Source organism: Desulfovibrio sp. SGI.169 (assembly GCF_050313595.1).
Classification (GTDB): domain Bacteria; phylum Desulfobacterota; class Desulfovibrionia; order Desulfovibrionales; family Desulfovibrionaceae; genus Desulfovibrio.
In genome coordinates, this window is the sequence record NZ_JBNPLS010000012.1 from 59,799 (window position 1) to 76,764 (window position 16,966).

Below are 16,966 nucleotides of genomic sequence, written 5' to 3' on the forward strand. Positions count from 1 at the left end.
CGACCGGGTAAAGAAGGCGGCCGGGCCTTAACGTTATTTTTGCGTTACAGGCATGCTCCAGCGCGGGAAGGACGCCGCGCCGCCGCCGGTGGGCACCTGCTTGGCGTCGCCGCCGTGGCGGGTGGTAAGGTAGATGCCGCGACCGCCGTTGCGGGTGGAGGCAAAAGCGATAAAGTAACTGTCCGCGCAGAAGGCGGGCTGTTCGTCGCTGCCGGGGCCGAAGGTGATCTGGCGTTCCATGCCGGTCAGCATATCCTGCACGAAGATGCGATGGCCGTAATCGGTCATCCGGCTGTAAACCACCAGGGTGCCGTCGGGCGAGAGGTTGGCCTCGGTATTGTAGGAGCCGTTCTTGCTCACGCGGGTGACGCTGCCGCTGTTCAGATCTTTGAGGAATATCTGCGGCCCGCCCAGCCGGGAGGAGGTAAAGGCCATCTTGGAGCCCGTACTGTCAAAGGTGGGCGAGACATTGATGGCGTTGCTCTGCTCCAGCACGCGCTCTTTCTGGAAAACGTGGTTGAGCAGGAAGATGACAGGGTATTTGCCGTTGGACAGGGCCACGGCCACCTTGTTGTCGGGCATGAAGGCCGGGCCGATGACCACATTGCCGGGAAAGCGGATGCGCTGCACCTTGCCGGTGGAGCGATCCCAGACGCCCAGAGCGTGGGATTTGGGGTCGATATGGCTGAACACCACAAAACGCCCGTCCGGGGACCAGGCCGGGGACATGGCCTCGCCCTGCATGTTGGTGATCTGGCGCAAGTCGCGGCCCGTGGGCTTGACCAGCCAGACGTTGGCGCTCAGCTTGCCGGACTTTTTCACAAAGGCGAGAATGGAGCGGAAGAAAGCGCCGTTGCCGGTCAGGGCCTCCAGCAGGTCGGCGCAGAAACGATCCGCCACTTCAGGCAGGTCGCGGCTGCTGACCTTGGGGTACTCTTTGCCAAACAGACGACCGCCGGTGTTGGTTTCAAAAGCGCGTATCTGAACGGGCCGGGAGCCGCTGTCGCCGTCGGGCCAGAAGGTGGTGACCACGATGTCGGAACCGGCCAGCTGAAATCGCTTGAAGTCCAGCGCGGGCGGTTCGTAGCCGGGCAGCAGCACGCCGCCCAGCACGGCCTTGGGGTCGGTGAGGCGCATAAAGGGCAGAAAGCTCAGGTTTTGTTCCACCAGTTTTTGCAGTTCCCCGCCCATGCCCGCGGCCTGGGTCTGTGGGCCCTTGAGGGGCGCGGCCAGCGCCAGGTTAACAATATTTTGGCCGGGATTCATGATGTCCACGCGCATGGCCGCTTCAGCGGCGGAAGCGAAAAGCGGCCCCAGCGTCATGGACAAAACCAGGGCCAGGAGAAGAAAGCTTTTTTTCATGGCACGGTGTTCCTCATTGAGTCGGCGCGCGTCAGCGGCGCACCAGTGTAAAGGTGACATCCAGCGTGTTGCCGAGGCCGGCGGGCGGCGGCGTCACGCGGCCTGCACGGCGTATGCCCTGAAGCACAAATTTGTCCAGTCGCTTGTCGCCGCTGCCCTGCAGCAGGTCGTATTTTTTGATGACGCCCGCGGCATCCACGTTCAGCCGCGCCGTGGCGTAATAGACGCCCGGCGTGGTTTCCGCGGGGATGTACATGGCGTCGCGCAAGTCTCTGACAACGCCGGAAAGGTATTTGCGATAGCGCGCGTCATACTTGTCCTGCGCCATGACGACGGCTTTGCCTTTCGTGGATTGGGGCGTTGCGGGGGCGTCGAGATTCAGCCGCATTTCCTCTTCGGTGAGGCCAGCGCTTTTGGCCGCAGGGGCGGGCCGAACGCCGGCCGTCGGTTGCCCGGCGCTTTTGGCAATGGCCGCGGCGCGTTCTTCGGCGGAAGCTTCGGCGGAAGGGGCGGTGGTCTGCGGTTTGTTCTTGGGCGTGCCGGTCCAGAAGGCCATGTGCACATCCAGGGGCATGCCGTAGGGCGGCGCGCCGAACGGGGCCGCCTGACGCGCCGCGCCGCAGGCGGAGGCGTCCAGCGCTTCCATGCCCGACGCCTTGACGGGGCCGCAGTTCAGCACTTTGCCCTGGCCATCCAGCGATATTTTCAGCCTGACGCTGAAATCTCCCTTGAGGGCCGGCGGCGTCCAGACCGCAAGAATCTTGTCCAGAACCTTGCCGGAGTAGCCGTCATTTTGATCCGTCGCCGCAATGCTTGCGCCGAGGGCCGGAACCGTCGCCATAAGCTGTGCCGTCAACAGGGCCGCGAAGGCCGCGCGAAAGGGGGGTGTCATGTCGTCCTCCCGGATTGGTTCGGATCAGCCTTCTGCCGTTCCTCCAGGGCAACAGCCGACCCGATTTACATTTTGGAGCATTTTCAAAGGCAATTCGTTCTAGAGTCAGCCCCTGTCAATACGCGGTTGGTCAGGGGGGGCTGGTTGTGCTCCGCCACAATTTTTTTTGATGAGGTCTGAGCCTAATCTGATCCGCTCCAGGCTGGCGTCTTCGGCAAAGCGCCGGCCGCGGGCTGTGCCGTGGCGTTTGCGCCGGAGCCGTCAGCGCCCCATGATTTCGTCATAACTGAAAACCAGCTCCAGATCCGTGTATTGGGCCGAGGGCGGCGGCGGAAACTGCCCGGCCTGACCGGTGCGCACCACGGCGTTGACCGCCGAGGCGTCGTACTGGGCGTTGCCCGAACTCTGGCTGAGCTCGGCCAGCAGAACCTTGCCCTGCATGTCCACCCTGACTCTGACCGAACAGGCCAGATTGGCGCGCGCCGCCGAGGCGAAGCCCCAGTTGGGCCGTACGGCCAGCATGACCTGGCCCATGTAGACATCGCCCAGGCCTCCCCCGCCGGGGCCGTCGCCCTCGCCGCCGCCTCCGCCGCGATTGCCGCCGGCCCTGCGCTGAGCCTGGGCCAGGGCCTGCTCAATGGCATTGCCGCGGTCGCCGGATTCGGCGCGCGAGGATGCCTTGCGGGCCTTTTGCAGCGCGGCGGCCACGGGGTCTTCCCTGGGGGCCCGCCTGGGGGGCTGTTCCTTTTTTTCCTGCTTTTTGGCGTCGCTCTTGGGCGCTTCTTCCTTTTTGGGCGGGTCTTTCTTTTTTTCGGCCACCGGGGCGGCTTCCGGCTTGGGCGCGGGTTTTGGTTCCGGTTTTGGTTCCGGCTTGAGTTCGGGCTTTTTGACCGGCGCGGCCTCCTTGGGCGGCGCGGGCACAGGCGCGGGTTCACGCACTTCTTCCCGCGCGGGCGCGGCGATTTCATTTTTGGGGGCGGGCGGCGTGGGCACCCTGGGGCCCTCCGCCGGTTCACCCATATGCCCCAGAATGGGCGAGGGGGTTCGGTTGCCGCCTGGCGCGCCTTCCACCAGGCTGATCATCACCGGCGGCGTGTCCAGCCGCAACGGCGGATGGCTGGGCCAGAACCAGATCAGCAGAAAGACCGCCAGATGAAGGCAGAAAGAGAGGACATAGGAGGCCAGGCGCATGCGGAACCTACTTCCGGGCGCCGGCTTTCGCGCCGCCGGGGGCCGCGCCCTCGGCCTGCTCGGCCATCACGCCCAGCTTTTCAATGCCCACGGCCTTGATATGCCCCATGACATCCACCACAATGCCGTAAGGAACTTCCTTATCGGCCTGCAAAAAGAGGCTTTTGTTCTTTTCCTTGACCAGACGACGGAGATAGCCCTCCAGGTCTTCCATGCTGTCCACGCCGTATTCGTCAAGAAATATCCTGCCGTCCTTCCGCACGGTAAGAATCATGTGATCCGCTTCAGTGGGCAGCACTTCCACCTGTTTGGTCTGGGGCAGATCCACATCCAGCCCCTGGCTCATCATGGGCGTGGCCACCATGAAGATGATCAGGAGCACCAGCATCACGTCCACAAAGGGCGTGACGTTGATCTCCGAGACGAATTTGCTGTTGCCGAGGCTCGCGCCCATGATTACAGCTCCGTGGCGCCCGTGCGCTGCACGGGGCGGTGGGCGTTAAGCTCACGCTGGACGCGGTTCAGGAAGAAACCGGCGAAATTGACCAGCAGGGTGTCCACCTGGGAAAGCCTGCCCATGAAGATGTTGAAGCCCACCGTGGCGGGCACGGCCACGCCCAGGCCTATGGCCGTGGCCACCAGCGCTTCGGAAATGCCGGGCGCGACCGTGGCCAGGGAGGCGGATTTGAGCATGCCGATGGAGTGGAATGAACTCATGATGCCCCAGACCGTGCCGAACAGGCCAATGAAGGGCGCGGTGTTGGCCGTGGTGGCCAGCACGGAAAGAGAGCTCTGCAGGCGGGACAGCTCGCTGGCGACGCCCTGGCGCAAGGCCCGGCGCACATTGTCCACCACGACATCACTGGAATTGCCCAGCTCTTTGGAGCGGTTAAACTCCAAAACGCCCTGATGGGCGATGTAGTAGAGCGGCGAAGCCGGGTCAGACCCCAAAGACTGCACGGCCTCGCGCAGGCTGGCGGCTTTCTCGAAACGCTCGGCGCCGCTCAATGCCTTGCGGCTGGCCGCGTTGAGCGCGATGAACTTCTGAATCATCATCCCCCAGCTGCCGATGGACATAAGCGCCAGAAGCGCCAGCACGGCCTTGGCCACCAGACTCGCCTGGGCGACCATTGAAAAAAAGCTGAATTCCATGTGGTTCTCCGTAACAGTGCGCGATCAAAACCGTTTCGCGGGCGTTGCGCCGCGGCGGGCGCGTCGGGGCCGCCTCGCCGCGTGTTACGGCGCAGCCGCAAGGCGGGGCCGGATAATGGACGCAAAAAAGCGTCCACCGCAAGGGGGCGGAACCGCCAGGCCCGCGACAGGGCTTCGAGGCGGAGGATGCAACGAGTACGCGCTTTTTTCAAGAATTTTTTTAGAAGTTATTTCATGCTGGCATGAAATGACTTCCAACGGCGGGCTCTCGCCGGCGCGGCATTCAGCGCGGGCCGGATTTCATTTTGCGCCACAGGGTGTTGGCGCTGATGCCCAGGTTTCTGGCGGCCCGGCCGCGATGGCGCCCGCACGTTTCCAGCTCGGCGCGGATGATCTCCCTTTCCAGGCTTTCCAGGCGTTCTTTGAGAGTGCCCCGACCTTGGGGAAGGCCGGCGCTTTTTCCGGCGGGCTGTTCCGCCGGGGCGAGCAGGCCCTGGGTGGCGCGCAGATCGTCAAGCAGTTTTTCCAAGAGCGCCTCGTCGCACTGCGCACCGTCCGAGAGCAGAGAATAGCGGCGCAGCAGGGCGTCCAGTTCGCGCACATTGCCGGGCCAGGCATAGCCCTTCAGCAGATTCAGCGCATGGGGCGAAAGCTCCTTGTGCGCCATGTTCATCCGTGCCAGAAGGTGTCGCGCCAGCAGAGGGATGTCCTCCGGGCGCTTGCGCAGGGGCGGGGTTTGCAGGCGCAGCAGCGAGAGGCGGTAATAGAGATCAGCCCGAAAGCGCCCGGCCCGCACCTCGTCCACCAGATTTTTCCAGGAGGAACTGATCACGCGGGCGTTGACGGCAATGGGTCTGTCGCCGCCCAGGCGGAATATTTCGCCGGTTTCCAGAACGCGCAGCAGGCGTATCTGCACGGCCGGGCTGATATCCGCGATTTCGTCCAGAAAGACGCTGCCGTCCTGGGCCAGTTCAAACAGGCCCTCCTTGCCGCCGCGCCGCGCTCCGGTAAACGCGCCCTCGTCGTAGCCGAAGAGTTCGCTTTCCAGCAGGCTTTCGGGCAGCGCGCCGCAGTTCAGGGCCACGAATGGGCCTTTGCCGCGCGATCCGGCCTGGTGCAGGGCGTGGGCCAGCACTTCTTTGCCGGTGCCGCTTTCTCCGTGGATGTGCAGGGCGGCGTCCGCGTTGGCAAAACGGGCGGCCTGGAGGCGCAGTTCGCGCATGGCCGGGCTTGCGCCCAGCAGACTGTCCAGACTGTGACGGGCGATAAGGCCGCGCCGGCCGCTGTTTTTGAGCCTGCGGGTCAGATCGCGCAGACGGGCGGCCGGCGCAAAGGCCGCCAGCGCGCCGCGCGGCTTGCCGTCCACCAGGATCGGACGGGTGTTGATGACCAGTTCCTGCCCGTTGAGGCGACGGATGATCCCTTCCTCGCCGCAGCCGGTTTTCAGGGCTTTGGCGAGCCCCAGGCTCTGCGTCAGGCCATGGCCGCCGGAGGAATCAAAAAGGTCTTCCAGCAGCGCCTCCGCGGCGCGGTTGCTGGTGGCCGTGCGTCCTTCGGCATCCACGCCCACAATGCCTTCATGCAGAGACTCCAGCACGCCGCGCAGCCAGGCGGTCTGCTCCCGGTCCTGCTGCTGGGAGCGGGCGATGTTCAGAGCCTCGTCCAGAGCCCGTTCCAGCGCCTCCCCGCCCGGTGTGACCACTTCGCCGCGACAGCCCTGGGCCTGGGCTATCTCCGCGCAGATGCCGCCGCCCACCACGCAGCCCACGCCCTGATCCACAGCCTGGCTGATGCCCGACGTCAGCTCCTGCGTTGTGGTGAATGTGACGGGCAGCAGGCGGATGTTCAGCAACTTGGCAAACAGGGCGGGCCAGGGCGGCGGCGCTCCGTAGCAGGTGCAGGCGATATAGTCCGTATGCTCGCGGGCCTTGAGCAGGGCTTCAAGGATGTCCAGATGGCTGCGGGCGACGGTCACCACCGGGCGGCGCAGGTGACGGCGCAGCAGCTTGCCGGTGCCGCCGCCGCCCAGAATCACGTCCGTGCCCTCGGCCAGCAGGGCGCGGGCCACGGGCAGGGCCTCCTCCATGCTGGCCAGGCGGATTTCTACAGGCAGACGACGGGTCGCCGCATAGTCATGCACAATGCGGGCCACGGGCAGGGAATTGGAGACAAAGGCGAAATGGAAGGCGCTGTGGTTCATGCCGCGTCCTGTGGCGGATTCGCCGGAATGCGTTATCCGCGCCCGCCCCGGGGGCGGACGCGGAGACGGAGGATGCCCGCCGGGCTTTTCCGAAAGGCCCGACGGTCGGGGTACGGGTTTCGCGTCTGCCCGCAAAAGCGGACGCTGCAAACCCGTAAGGCTTTTGCGCTCAGAAGCGAGACGTTACGCTGGCGGCAGGATGTAGAAATCCAGCTTCAGCACCGCCACCGTCAGCCAGAAGTAAAGGATGGTGATGCCCACGGAAACCGCCGCCGCTGCCAGGCCCCAGAGAAACATGGCGCGCAGGTTGGCCCCGTAGCCGGCCACAATGCCCTGCGCGCCGGTGGCCGAGGCCACGGCGTAACTCCAGCTGATGGCCGCGCCGGTGATCCAGACCCAGGGCACAGCGCCGAATTGCAGGCCGTTCCAGTGGTTCATGGCTTCAATGGCCAGCGGAACCATGACCCCGGCGGCCGCCGTATCACTGGTGACCTGGGACAGGGCGTTGGCCGCCACGCTCCAGGCCACGATGGAAAAACCGTCGCTGATGCCCACAAAGGGCGTGAGCCATTGCCCGAAGACGGCGGATGCGCCGGTGGCCCCCAGTATCTTGCTCAACGCCACGGCCGCGGGCCACATGAACAAAATAGTCACGGGGAAGTGATCCCGCAAGGTCTGGGGCGAAAGAATGCTTTCGCCCTTGGCGCCGCGCGAAGGCCAGAAGAGCAGGAGCAGGGGAATAATGCAGAAAAGCTGGGTCGGCTGAAGCCAGGCCCACTGCGGCCCCTTGGCATAAGGGGCATAGAGCGGCTGGAGCACGGCCAGGGCAATGGCCAGGGCAAAGCCGTAGAAGGAGACCTTTTCCTCATAGCTCATGGGGCCGAGCCTGGCCAGTTCCTGGCGGTAAAATTCTCTGCCGCCGCCGAAATTTTCCCGGTCCGTGCGCATGAACCACATCATGACGCCCACGCCCAGCACCACCAGGATGGAGACGGGCAGCATGCGCAGGGTCCAGTCAAGGAAATAAATGTTGTGCCCCAGATACTTGTTGAGCAGCCCATACGTCACCACTGACTGGCCGCCGCCCAGAGGGGTGGCCATGCCGCCCACGCTGGCGCCCCAGGCCACGGCGATGAGGATATTGGACGCGGCTCTGGAGTTCCAGCGTTCCTCGTTGTTGCTGTAACCGGCGTACATCAGCGAGGCCACGGCCACGGGCGCGAACATGGCCGCCACCGTGGTGTTGCCCACCACAAAGGAGGTGACCCCGCAGAGAATGAACCATCCGGCTGTCTGCGCGCGCACGTTGCCGCTGGCGCGCATCAGAAAGTTGAGGGCCAGGCGTTTGGCGAAACCCCAGCGCACCCAGGCGGCAGTGATGGCCGTGGCCCCGAAAATGAGCGCGGCCTCTTCGTGCACATAGGCTTCCAGCACCTTGCCCAGCGGCATATAACTGTAAACGCAGACCACGAAAATGGGCACGAGGCAGGTCAGCTTGATGTCCACGGCGGTGGTGATCCACCACCAGACCATCCAGAACAGGATGCCGAAGCCGAAGCGGGCGTTAAGCGGACCGAAGCAGGGCAGGCAGAGGGCCAGCAGCAGGAGGGTGGGGCCGCTCAGAATAAGCAGAATGCGACGCAGTGAGGATCTGGTATGGGGCATGAGCTTTCTCCGGGTCTGTTCCGGCGGGCCGGTCACGACCCGCCGGGGAGTTGTTTCCATGCGGTTCACACGAACGTGATGCGGAAAGGGCCGCTACAGCACCACGTCGCCCACATAGCGCCGTTTGATGGAAAAATGCTTTTTCCAGCGTGCGGAGGCGCGCAGCCCCGTAATGTATTCTTCGTCGGGGTCTCCGGCGGGGAAGACCACAGGCGCGTCGGCGGCATTCCAGATGCCCTTTTTGCGGCGCTCCTCGCGCTGGTCCACAAGCCAGTCGTTATAGCTCTCAAAAACAATGTGCCCTTCAAAGCCGTCCAGAGTGGCGGCACGGATGCGACCGTCAAATTCCAGATATTTGTCGATCATCCGTTGATCGGGCATTTCCGCTTCCGCATCGTTTTTGTAGCCGGCTTCTTCCAGCTCCCTGCCGGCCACGGCGGCGAAGATGCGCTGGTCGCGCGGGGAAAGCAGATCCTTGTAAATGCCCACATATTTGTCGCTGATGGGCTTGCCCAGCGGGGCATGGTCGCGCGAAGCGCCGCGCGCCCGGCAGAGGTCGGTTTTGTAGAAGTCAAACATGCCTTCCTCAAAATCCTCGCCCAGAAATTCGCATACGCCGCGCATGACCCTTTGCGGTTCGCGCACCAGTTCCTCGTATTTGACGTCCAGCCAGAGTCCCTTTTCCCGCAGCGGTTCGCGCCATTCCTTGACAGCGTTCCAGCAGCGCTTCCAGGAGTGGGCCGCGCAATAGATATTGGTGGGGCCGAAGGAGGATTCCATATAGTCCACGCAGGAGTCGCGACCGTCGCGCGTGATATAGATAAATTGCGCATCCGGAAAGTCATGGTGCATGGGGCCCACAAAGTAGAGATTATGCGGTGTTTTTTCGCCCCAGCGCGCTTTGTTCACATACTGGGCGAAACGTATGTGCATGCCCGCGTAAAGGCCGGCGAAGCTGCGTTCCGGGGCCAGTTCCAGCACTTCGTCCACGATGGTGCGGGGGTTGACCCGCATGCCCCAGAAGGGCGTCTTCAGACCAAAGACCATTTCTTCGGCCAGAACGCGGAAATTCTTTTCCTGCGAGAGATCGCCGTAAGTGTGCAGGTAGGGATAAAAGCGCGGGTAGTACCAGACCACTTCGGGCACGGCGATGCGTGAATGGCAGCCAAGCAGGGCCATGACCAGGGTGGTGCCGGAGCGTTCGGCGCCGATCATGAAAATGGGGCGTTCCTTGAGACGGATAGGCATGGGGTTCCTCCTGTGCCGGTAAAAAGTTAGGGTGTTTCACGTTGAAAGCGGGCTGGCGTCTGCCTTTGCAATCAGACGCTAGATGCAGGCGCGCAGGATGATGAATGCGCCCACCGCGATGCAGACCACGGCAACCACTTTTTTGAGCGACGCCTGGGAGATGCTGTGGGCCAGGCGCGCGCCCGCCGTGACCCCCACCAACTCGGCGGCCGTAATCCAGACGGCGACGCCGGCGTCGATGAAGCCGTGGGCCAGATTGCCCGCGCTGCCGGACAGGGCGGCGGCGATCTGGATGACCTGGCTGGCGGCGATGGCCGTGAGGGGCGAAAAGCCGAGGATGACCATGAGCGGCACGGAAAGCACCGGGCCGCCCACGCCGGTCAGGCCGGAGCCGAAGCCCACGGCGCCGCCTACGGTCAGCAGAAACAGCTTTTGCCTGAGGTCGCCGGGGCGGTATTGCCGGTTGCCGCCCCCGGCCGGAAAGAGGGCGTATACGCCCGCGAAAACGATGACGGCCCCCAGCAGCAGGTCCAGCAGGCGGGCCGGGGCCAGCGCATTGACCAGAGCGCCGGGATAGCCGCAGAGCAGACCGCCCAGACAGACCGGGATGGTGATGCGCCAGTCGATGCTGCCATGCCGCTGGAAAAGCCATGTGCCCAGCAGGCCGGTGAAGATGAAGCTGAACAGCGCCGTGGCCATGGCCGCATGGGTGGAAAGTCCGGCCAGAAGGCTGAGGGACGGGATCAGCAGAATGCCGCCCACGCCCACAGTGCCGATAAGGCCTCCGACAAAAATGGCCACCAGTAACAAAAGAAAAAACATGGCATGCTCCAGGTTTGTGACTTTCCGAAACAGCAATCAGCGTGCCATGTGGATTCTCTGTGATAATATGTTGTAATTACTTATTATTATTTTTTGGATAATTGGGCTCGGCATACGAAATTTGCAATTATGAAATAAAACCTTGCAGATATGAGAGGGGCGTCGCCTTAACGGGGGCTGACCCTGGCTTATTTTTCAGCGGGTTCACGATGGCGGACGTCTCAGTTCTGTGAATTTTGCGCGTTCGGCTTGCGGCGCGGGCCGGACTGGCTTACCATGAGCGCGCAGCTCATTGCTCAGGAAAACGCATGAAAAAAGACGAGATCTGTCCGCATTGCGGCAAAGCCTGCGGTTTTTGCCGCAACCCCGCGCCCACCACGGATGTGGTCATTTACGAGCCCGCGCGCGGCGTGGTGCTTATCGCGCGGGCCAATCCCCCTCTGGGGTACGCGCTGCCGGGCGGCTTCATTGACGAGGGCGAGCAGGCCGAGGCCGCCGCCGTGCGCGAAATGCGCGAGGAAACCGGCCTGGATGTGGAACTGACCGGCCTGCTGGGCGTGTATTCCCGCCCGGATCGCGACCCGCGCCGGCATACCCTGAGCGTGGTGTTCACCGGCAGGCCGCGTGATCCCCTGGCCCTGCGCGCCGGTGACGACGCGGCCCAGGCCGCTTTTTATCCTCCAGACGCTCCGCCGGAACCGCTGGCCTTTGACCATGCCCGCATTCTGGCCGACTTTCGCGACGTTCTGGCCGGCCGGCGGGTTCTGGGCGCGGTGGAGCCTCTGGCGCGGGAAAGGAGTCGCTGATGGGCTACGCCAATCTGAGTCAATGCCTGGCGGATCTGGAGTCCAGGGGACAGCTCAGGCGCGTGGATGTGGAGCTGGACCCGTATCTGGAGCTGGCCGCCGTGCAGCGCCGGGCCTTCCGGGCCAAAGCGCCGGCCCTGCTGTTCACCAGAGTCAGGGGTTCGCGTTTTCCCATGCTGGCCAATCTTTTCGGCACGCATGAACGTCTGCGCTATATTTTTCGGGACAGTCTGCGGGCCGTGGACGCCGTGCTGGCGGCCAGGGCCGATCCCGCGGCGGCCCTGCGGCGGCCCTGGCGCGCGCTGCCGGCCCTGCCCGGCCTGCTCCGCATGCTGCCGCGCGTCAGGCGTTTTCGGAGCGGGGGCGGCGCGCCCCCTGTGCTGGAATGCCGCTGCGCTCTCGCCGAACTGCCGCGTCTGACCTGCTGGCCCGGAGACGGCGGCCCCTTTATCACCCTGCCCCTGGTTTACAGCGAAGACCCCGACCGCCCCGGCTTGGACGCTTCCAATCTGGGCATGTACCGGGTGCAGCTGGCGGGCAATGATTACGGGCCCGACGAAGCGGGCATGCACTATCAGATTCACCGGGGCATCGGCGTGCACCATGCCCATGCGCTGGCTCGGGGCCGGGAACTGCCGGTGCATGTCTATGTGGGCGGGCCGCCCGCGCTCAGTGTGGCGGCGGTGATGCCTCTGCCCGAGGGCCTGTCCGAACTGCGCTTCGCGGGGCTGCTGGGCGGACGTCGCGTGAGCCTGGCGCGCTGCGCGGGCCTGCCCCTGCCTGTTCTGGCCGAGGCGGATTTCTGCATCAGCGGGCGTCTTGTCCCCGGGCTCAAGCCTGAGGGGCCTTTTGGGGATCATGTGGGCTATTACAGCCTGCGGCATGATTTTCCGGTGCTCAGGGTGGATGCCGTGCATCATCGCCGGAACGCGGTCTGGCCTTTCACGGCCGTGGGCCGCCCCCCGCAGGAAGATACGGTTTTCGGCGATTTCATCCACGAGCTTACCGCGCCCCTGGTGCCGCAGGTCTTTCAGGGCGTGCGCGAGGTGCACGCCGTGGATGCCGCCGGGGTGCACCCCCTTCTGCTGGCGCTGGGCAGCGAGCGCTACACGCCCTATGAGGCGCGGCGGCAGCCGCGCGAGCTGCTCACGGCGGCCCTGCACCTGCTGGGAACCACCCAGACGGCCCTGGCCAAATATGTGCTTCTGGCCGCGCATGAGGACGCGCCCGGCCTGCGCGCCCGCGATGTGCCCGCCTTTCTGCGGCATATGCTGGAGCGCGCCGACTTCAGCCGCGATCTGCATTTTCTGACCCGCAGCACCAATGACACGCTGGACTATACGGGCAGCGGCCTGCATGAAGGCTCCAAGCTGATCTGGGCCTCTGCCGGTGAAAAACGGCGTGAGCTGGCTCTGGAAGCGCGCGCTCTGCCCGATCTGCCCGATGGTTTTGGCGAAGCGCGCGTGGCCGGGCCGGGTATGCTGGCTCTGCGCGGCCCGGCGCATGGCCTGAAGCGCGGCGAAGCTGACCCGCTTCTGGAAGAGCTGGCCCGCCGTCTGGCGGCCTGGCCCGCCGCCGAAGACTTTCCGCTGGTGGCGGTGGTGGATGATCCCGCTTTCTGCGCCGCGAAGCTGGACAACTTTCTCTGGGTGGCGTTCACCCGCTCGGATCCGGCCACAGACAGTTATGGCGCGCATGCCCGGATTCACGCCAAGCACTGGTCCTGCGCCGCGCCCCTGATTCTGGACGCCCGTCTCAAGCCTTTTCACGCCCCTCCGCTGGAAGAGGATACGGCCGTCACGCGCCGGGTGGAGGCGCTGGCGGCGCCGGGCGGGCCTTTGCATGGATACTTTTAATGGTGGAGAGGCCGCTTCATGAAAATTGCCTTATTGCAGTGCAACAGCGTCACCGGCGACGTGGCCGGCAATCAGGTCCGCATTCTGGAGGCCGCGCGACGGGCCGCCAGGGCCGGGGCGGATCTGTGCGTCACGCCTGAGCTGGCCCTCTGCGGCGTTGCGCCCGGCCATTACCTGCGCGCCGCCGATTTCGCCCAGGGCTGCCGCGCGGCCCTGCGCAACCTGGCCGAGGCCCTCGGGGACGGGCCGCCGCTTCTGGTGGGCGCGCCGGTGCCCAGCGTCTATGCCGCGGGCCTGCTTTCCAATGCCGCCGTACTGGCGAACAAGGGCAAGTGGCAGGTGGTTTCGCGCAAGGTGTATCAGAGTATGGGCCGCAACGGCGACCAGGGCGACGATGCGCGCTATTTTGACCACGGCGTGTCCTGCGGCATTCTGACCCTGGACGGCTGGCGGCTGGGCGTGGCCCTCTGCGAAGACGTCGCGACCGGGGAGGGCGCGTTCTGGCAAGCGCAGCACGCCAGCGGGCACAACCCGTTCATGGAGTTGATCCAGCGCGGGGTGGACGCCGTGGTGCACATGGCGGCGACGCCGTTTCGCGTGGGCGCGCAGGAGGCGGGCGAGCACATGCTCTCCCATGTGGCGGCCCGCCATCATGTGCATCTTTTTTCGGTCAATCTGGTGGGCGGCAACGACAGCCGCATTTACAGCGGGCAAAGCCTGGCCTTTGACCCCACCGGGCAGTTGATGGCGCGGGGCAAGGCCTTTGCCGAGGATGTGCTGGTGGTGGATACCGCCGGTCACGACGCGGGCGCGGTGGAAGCGCTCTGCCAAAGCGTCGAGGAGGCCGAGTGGCGCGCCCTGACCCTGGGCACGCGCGACTTTGTGCGCAAATGCGGCGCGCAGAGGGCCATTGTGGGTTTGTCCGGCGGCATGGATTCGGCGCTGGTCTGCTGCATCGCGGCGGAGGCGCTGGGCGCGGCCAACGTCACGGGCGTGCTGATGCCCTCGCCCTACAACAGCGAAGGGGCGCTGACCGACGCCCGTCAACTGGCGGACAATCTGGGCGTGACCACCGTGACCCTGCCCATTGAACCGCTGATGCGCGCCTTTGAGGCTGCCCTCAAGCCGGGGCTGGATATTTTTCCGCCCTGTGACGGCGACGTGACTTTCGAGAATGTGCAGGCCCGCATCCGGGGCACGCTGCTGACCTCCCTGGCCAACCGGGCCAATGCCCTGGTGCTGAATACCGGCAACAAGAGCGAAGGGGCAATGGGCTACTGCACCCTTTACGGCGACGCCGTGGGCGCGCTGGGCGTCATTGCCGACCTGACCAAAACCCGGGTCTATGCCGTGGCGCGCTGGTACAATGCCTGCCGCGGCGCGGAGGTCATTCCCCGGAATATCTTTGACAAGGCCCCTTCCGCCGAATTGCGCCCCGGCCAGAAAGACGCGGACAGCATACCGCCTTATGAGCAACTGGACCCCGTGCTGGAAGCCCTGCTGGAACCGTCGTCGGCGGCCCTGGACAAGCCCCTTGACAACATGTGCCGTGAGGTGCGCGACAGGCTGTTCCGGGCGGAATTCAAGCGCCGTCAGGCGCCGCCGGCCTTGCATGTGAGCCGGGCGCCCTTCGGCGCGGGCTGGCAGACGCCGGTGGCCGGGCGCTACCGGCTGCCGTAAGGTCATCCGCCTTTTTTCTTGAAGCCCGGAGCGCAGTGGAGTAAAAAACAGATTCCAAACAACGCAGTTTTATGAGCGGAGGATGACATGGCGGAAGCACCGGAAAAAAATCTGGCCCTTGATATTGTACGCATCACCGAAGCCGCGGCCCTGGCGTCGGCCCGCTGGCTTGGGCGGGGCGACAAGGAGGCCGGAGACGGCGCGGCGGTGGATGCCATGCGCATCAGCTTCGCCACTCTGCACATCGACGGCATGGTGGTCATCGGCGAAGGCGAAAAAGACCACGCGCCCATGCTGTACAACGGCGAAAAAGTGGGCATGGGCGACGGCCCCAGCCTGGATGTGGCCGTGGATCCGGTGGAGGGCACCAACCTGCTGGCGTACGGGCGTCCCAACGCCATTTCCGTGGTGGGCGTGGCCCCCAGGGGCAACATGTTCAATCCCGGCCCCAGTTTTTATATGCAAAAGCTGGTGGTTTCGCGCGAGGCGCGCGACGTCATTGACCTGGATGCGCCGGTCAGGGACAATCTGCTCAACACGGCCAAGGCCATGGGCAAAAGCGTGCAGGATCTGGTGGTCTTTGTGCTGGACAAGCCGCGCCACCAGCGTCTGATTGAGGAAATTCGCGCCGCCGGCGCGCGCATTCAGTTGCAGACCGACGGCGATGTGGCCGGCGCGTTGATGGCTGTGGACCCGCGCTCTGAAGTGGACGTGATGATAGGCACGGGCGGCACGCCGGAAGGCGTGCTGGCGGCCTGCGCCATCAAGGGCATGGGCGGGCAGATTCTGGCCCGGCTGAACCCGCAGTCGTATGTGGAAAAAGAGGCCATCACCGAGGCCGGCATTGATCTGCGTGAAGTGCTTACCGTCAATGACCTGGTGCGCAGCGACGACTGCTTCTTCGCGGCCACGGGCATTTCCGGCGGCGACTTTTTGCGCGGCGTGCGCTACAGCGCCCGTCACGCGGTGACGCATTCGCTGGTTCTGCGCGGCAAAACCGGCACCCTGCGGTATGTGGAGTCCTATCACAATATGGACAGGCTTTCTAAAATCAGTGCGGTGCGGTATTGAATGAATAATTGCTCCTTCATGTCGCCGGCGCGGTGGCGTCGGGCGTTCCGGCCCGCGCCGGCCCTGGCGGCGGCGCTGGTCGCGGCCCTGAGCCTGCTGCCTCTTCCGCCTTCGGACGCTCTGGCGGCGCGCGTCGCCCAGAAAAAGGCCCCTCAGGCCGCAACTGTCTATGACAGGCAGCCGCCGGTGACTGACAGGGAACTGGTGGGCTTTCTCGAAATTCTGCCCCGTTTCCGGGCCTGGGCCAAGGAAAGCGGGGAAGAGGCGCACCCGGTGCTGCGCAACGGCAAGGCGGATTTTCTCTATTCGCCCCGGGCGGCGGAATGGGTGCGCGGCCAGGGCTGGGAGCCGGTGCGCTTTTTTTGCGTCATGGGCCGCATGGCCGCCGCCCTGGTCATTGTGGAGGAAGGCAACGACATGAGCGGCACCCGCCCGCGCGACATGCCCGGCGTCACGGAAGACGAGCTGGCGCTGGCCCGCCGCCATCTGGGCTCCATGCTCAAGGCCGGCGGCGACGCGCCGCCCATCAAGCACTGAACATGGCGCGGGCGTCTCTGCTTTTTGCGCCCCGCGCATGACTGCTTGAAATTGTTCTGAAATTATAGCATGGTGCTCCGTGATGAGTTCGCATGCGGGCGAGAGCCCGGCATGGCGCAAAAAGCGCCGTGAATAAGTGGAGCATGCGTTTTTTGAGGAAAGACCATCATGGTTCAACCCCTCGGGTGAACCATGCATTTTTATTTTTAAGACAAACTGTACAAGTTGTTTTCTATAGCTATAGAATAGACTGTTTATATGCGTTTATATTGAGGAGTAATTCATGAAGTCTCGCCCTTATCGGTTTTCATGGGATTTCATTGGCGATGTTGAAGACGGCAGGCTCAATTTGGGCAACAGCACGCGCATCGAAGTGTACCGCCTGTTTCAATATACCTTGCGGGATGTTCTGGAGGCGCGCTATGGCACGGAGGAGTCTGACCGCATTCTCTATGAGGCGGGCTATCTGGCCGGGAAAAATTTT

At 64.3% G+C, this 16,966-nt stretch carries 14 protein-coding genes and 1 pseudogene; 6 read left to right on the forward strand and 9 right to left on the reverse strand.

Going from position 1 to position 16,966, the window contains the following annotated elements:
* Positions 1–33 precede the first annotated feature (33 nt).
* From ACQRA4_RS07965 to ACQRA4_RS08005, 9 genes are all read right to left on the reverse strand, one after another.
* On the reverse strand, positions 34–1,362 hold the full coding sequence (locus ACQRA4_RS07965) for a translocation protein TolB (protein WP_427822542.1): 1,329 nt from the start codon (positions 1,360–1,362) through the stop codon (positions 34–36).
* A gap of 31 nt (positions 1,363–1,393) precedes the next feature.
* Positions 1,394–2,254, reverse strand: coding sequence for a TonB family protein (locus ACQRA4_RS07970; protein WP_427822543.1), 861 nt, complete (start codon positions 2,252–2,254; stop codon positions 1,394–1,396).
* Positions 2,255–2,515: 261 nt separating this feature from the next.
* Positions 2,516–3,445: a TonB C-terminal domain-containing protein gene (locus ACQRA4_RS07975; RefSeq protein WP_427822544.1), complete on the reverse strand. Its 930-nt coding sequence runs from the start codon at positions 3,443–3,445 to the stop codon at positions 2,516–2,518.
* A gap of 7 nt (positions 3,446–3,452) precedes the next feature.
* Complete coding sequence (locus ACQRA4_RS07980; RefSeq protein WP_427822545.1) at positions 3,453–3,899, reverse strand: ExbD/TolR family protein; 447 nt, start codon at positions 3,897–3,899, stop codon at positions 3,453–3,455.
* Between the two features lie 2 nt (positions 3,900–3,901).
* Entirely contained in the window at positions 3,902–4,597 is a 696-nt protein-coding gene (locus ACQRA4_RS07985; RefSeq protein ID WP_427822546.1) for a MotA/TolQ/ExbB proton channel family protein, read from the reverse strand.
* A 283-nt stretch (positions 4,598–4,880) separates the two neighbouring features.
* Complete coding sequence (locus ACQRA4_RS07990) at positions 4,881–6,797, reverse strand: sigma 54-interacting transcriptional regulator (RefSeq protein ID WP_427822547.1); 1,917 nt, start codon at positions 6,795–6,797, stop codon at positions 4,881–4,883.
* 183 nt (positions 6,798–6,980) lie between these two features.
* Positions 6,981–8,462, reverse strand: coding sequence for an SLC13 family permease (locus ACQRA4_RS07995; protein WP_427822548.1), 1,482 nt, complete (start codon positions 8,460–8,462; stop codon positions 6,981–6,983).
* A gap of 93 nt (positions 8,463–8,555) precedes the next feature.
* On the reverse strand, positions 8,556–9,710 hold the full coding sequence (locus tag ACQRA4_RS08000; RefSeq protein ID WP_427822549.1) for a sulfotransferase family protein: 1,155 nt from the start codon (positions 9,708–9,710) through the stop codon (positions 8,556–8,558).
* A gap of 78 nt (positions 9,711–9,788) precedes the next feature.
* Positions 9,789–10,532: a sulfite exporter TauE/SafE family protein gene (locus ACQRA4_RS08005; RefSeq protein ID WP_427822550.1), complete on the reverse strand. Its 744-nt coding sequence runs from the start codon at positions 10,530–10,532 to the stop codon at positions 9,789–9,791.
* 308 nt (positions 10,533–10,840) lie between these two features.
* Between ACQRA4_RS08005 and ACQRA4_RS08010 the strand changes: the two genes are divergently transcribed.
* From ACQRA4_RS08010 to ACQRA4_RS08035, 6 genes and pseudogenes are all read left to right on the forward strand, one after another.
* Positions 10,841–11,338, forward strand: a complete 498-nt coding sequence (locus ACQRA4_RS08010; protein WP_427822551.1) for an NUDIX domain-containing protein — start codon at positions 10,841–10,843, stop codon at positions 11,336–11,338.
* A complete protein-coding gene (locus tag ACQRA4_RS08015; RefSeq protein ID WP_427822552.1) occupies positions 11,338–13,194 on the forward strand; it encodes a UbiD family decarboxylase in 1,857 nt (618 codons plus the stop codon). Before ACQRA4_RS08010 ends, ACQRA4_RS08015 begins: the two co-directional genes overlap by 1 nt.
* A gap of 18 nt (positions 13,195–13,212) precedes the next feature.
* Positions 13,213–14,874, forward strand: coding sequence for an NAD+ synthase (locus ACQRA4_RS08020; RefSeq protein WP_427822553.1), 1,662 nt, complete (start codon positions 13,213–13,215; stop codon positions 14,872–14,874).
* Positions 14,875–14,961: 87 nt separating this feature from the next.
* The gene (gene glpX, locus ACQRA4_RS08025) at positions 14,962–15,945 is read left to right on the forward strand and encodes a class II fructose-bisphosphatase (RefSeq protein ID WP_427822554.1); all 984 of its coding nucleotides are present in this window, start codon (positions 14,962–14,964) and stop codon (positions 15,943–15,945) included.
* A complete protein-coding gene (locus ACQRA4_RS08030) occupies positions 15,946–16,482 on the forward strand; it encodes a serine/threonine protein phosphatase (RefSeq protein WP_427822555.1) in 537 nt (178 codons plus the stop codon).
* A 283-nt stretch (positions 16,483–16,765) separates the two neighbouring features.
* Positions 16,766–16,966: pseudogene (locus tag ACQRA4_RS08035) on the forward strand (V4R domain-containing protein); the annotation flags it as partial.

Bases quoted from the DNA above. Each gene is read 5' to 3' on its own strand.
- glpX (WP_427822554.1), top strand. From the start codon at position 14,962: ATGGCGGAAGCACCGGAAAAAAATCTGGCCCTTGATATTGTACGCATC.
- ACQRA4_RS07970 (WP_427822543.1), bottom strand. From the start codon at position 2,254: ATGACACCCCCCTTTCGCGCGGCCTTCGCGGCCCTGTTGACGGCACAG.
- ACQRA4_RS07975 (WP_427822544.1), bottom strand. From the start codon at position 3,445: ATGCGCCTGGCCTCCTATGTCCTCTCTTTCTGCCTTCATCTGGCGGTC.
- ACQRA4_RS08010 (WP_427822551.1), top strand. From the start codon at position 10,841: ATGAAAAAAGACGAGATCTGTCCGCATTGCGGCAAAGCCTGCGGTTTT.
- ACQRA4_RS08000 (WP_427822549.1), bottom strand. From the start codon at position 9,710: ATGCCTATCCGTCTCAAGGAACGCCCCATTTTCATGATCGGCGCCGAA.
- ACQRA4_RS07995 (WP_427822548.1), bottom strand. From the start codon at position 8,462: ATGCCCCATACCAGATCCTCACTGCGTCGCATTCTGCTTATTCTGAGC.
- ACQRA4_RS07980 (WP_427822545.1), bottom strand. From the start codon at position 3,899: ATGGGCGCGAGCCTCGGCAACAGCAAATTCGTCTCGGAGATCAACGTC.
- ACQRA4_RS08030 (WP_427822555.1), top strand. From the start codon at position 15,946: ATGAATAATTGCTCCTTCATGTCGCCGGCGCGGTGGCGTCGGGCGTTC.
- ACQRA4_RS07985 (WP_427822546.1), bottom strand. From the start codon at position 4,597: ATGGAATTCAGCTTTTTTTCAATGGTCGCCCAGGCGAGTCTGGTGGCC.
- ACQRA4_RS08020 (WP_427822553.1), top strand. From the start codon at position 13,213: ATGAAAATTGCCTTATTGCAGTGCAACAGCGTCACCGGCGACGTGGCC.
- ACQRA4_RS07965 (WP_427822542.1), bottom strand. From the start codon at position 1,362: ATGAAAAAAAGCTTTCTTCTCCTGGCCCTGGTTTTGTCCATGACGCTG.
- ACQRA4_RS07990 (WP_427822547.1), bottom strand. From the start codon at position 6,797: ATGAACCACAGCGCCTTCCATTTCGCCTTTGTCTCCAATTCCCTGCCC.
- ACQRA4_RS08015 (WP_427822552.1), top strand. From the start codon at position 11,338: ATGGGCTACGCCAATCTGAGTCAATGCCTGGCGGATCTGGAGTCCAGG.
- ACQRA4_RS08005 (WP_427822550.1), bottom strand. From the start codon at position 10,532: ATGTTTTTTCTTTTGTTACTGGTGGCCATTTTTGTCGGAGGCCTTATC.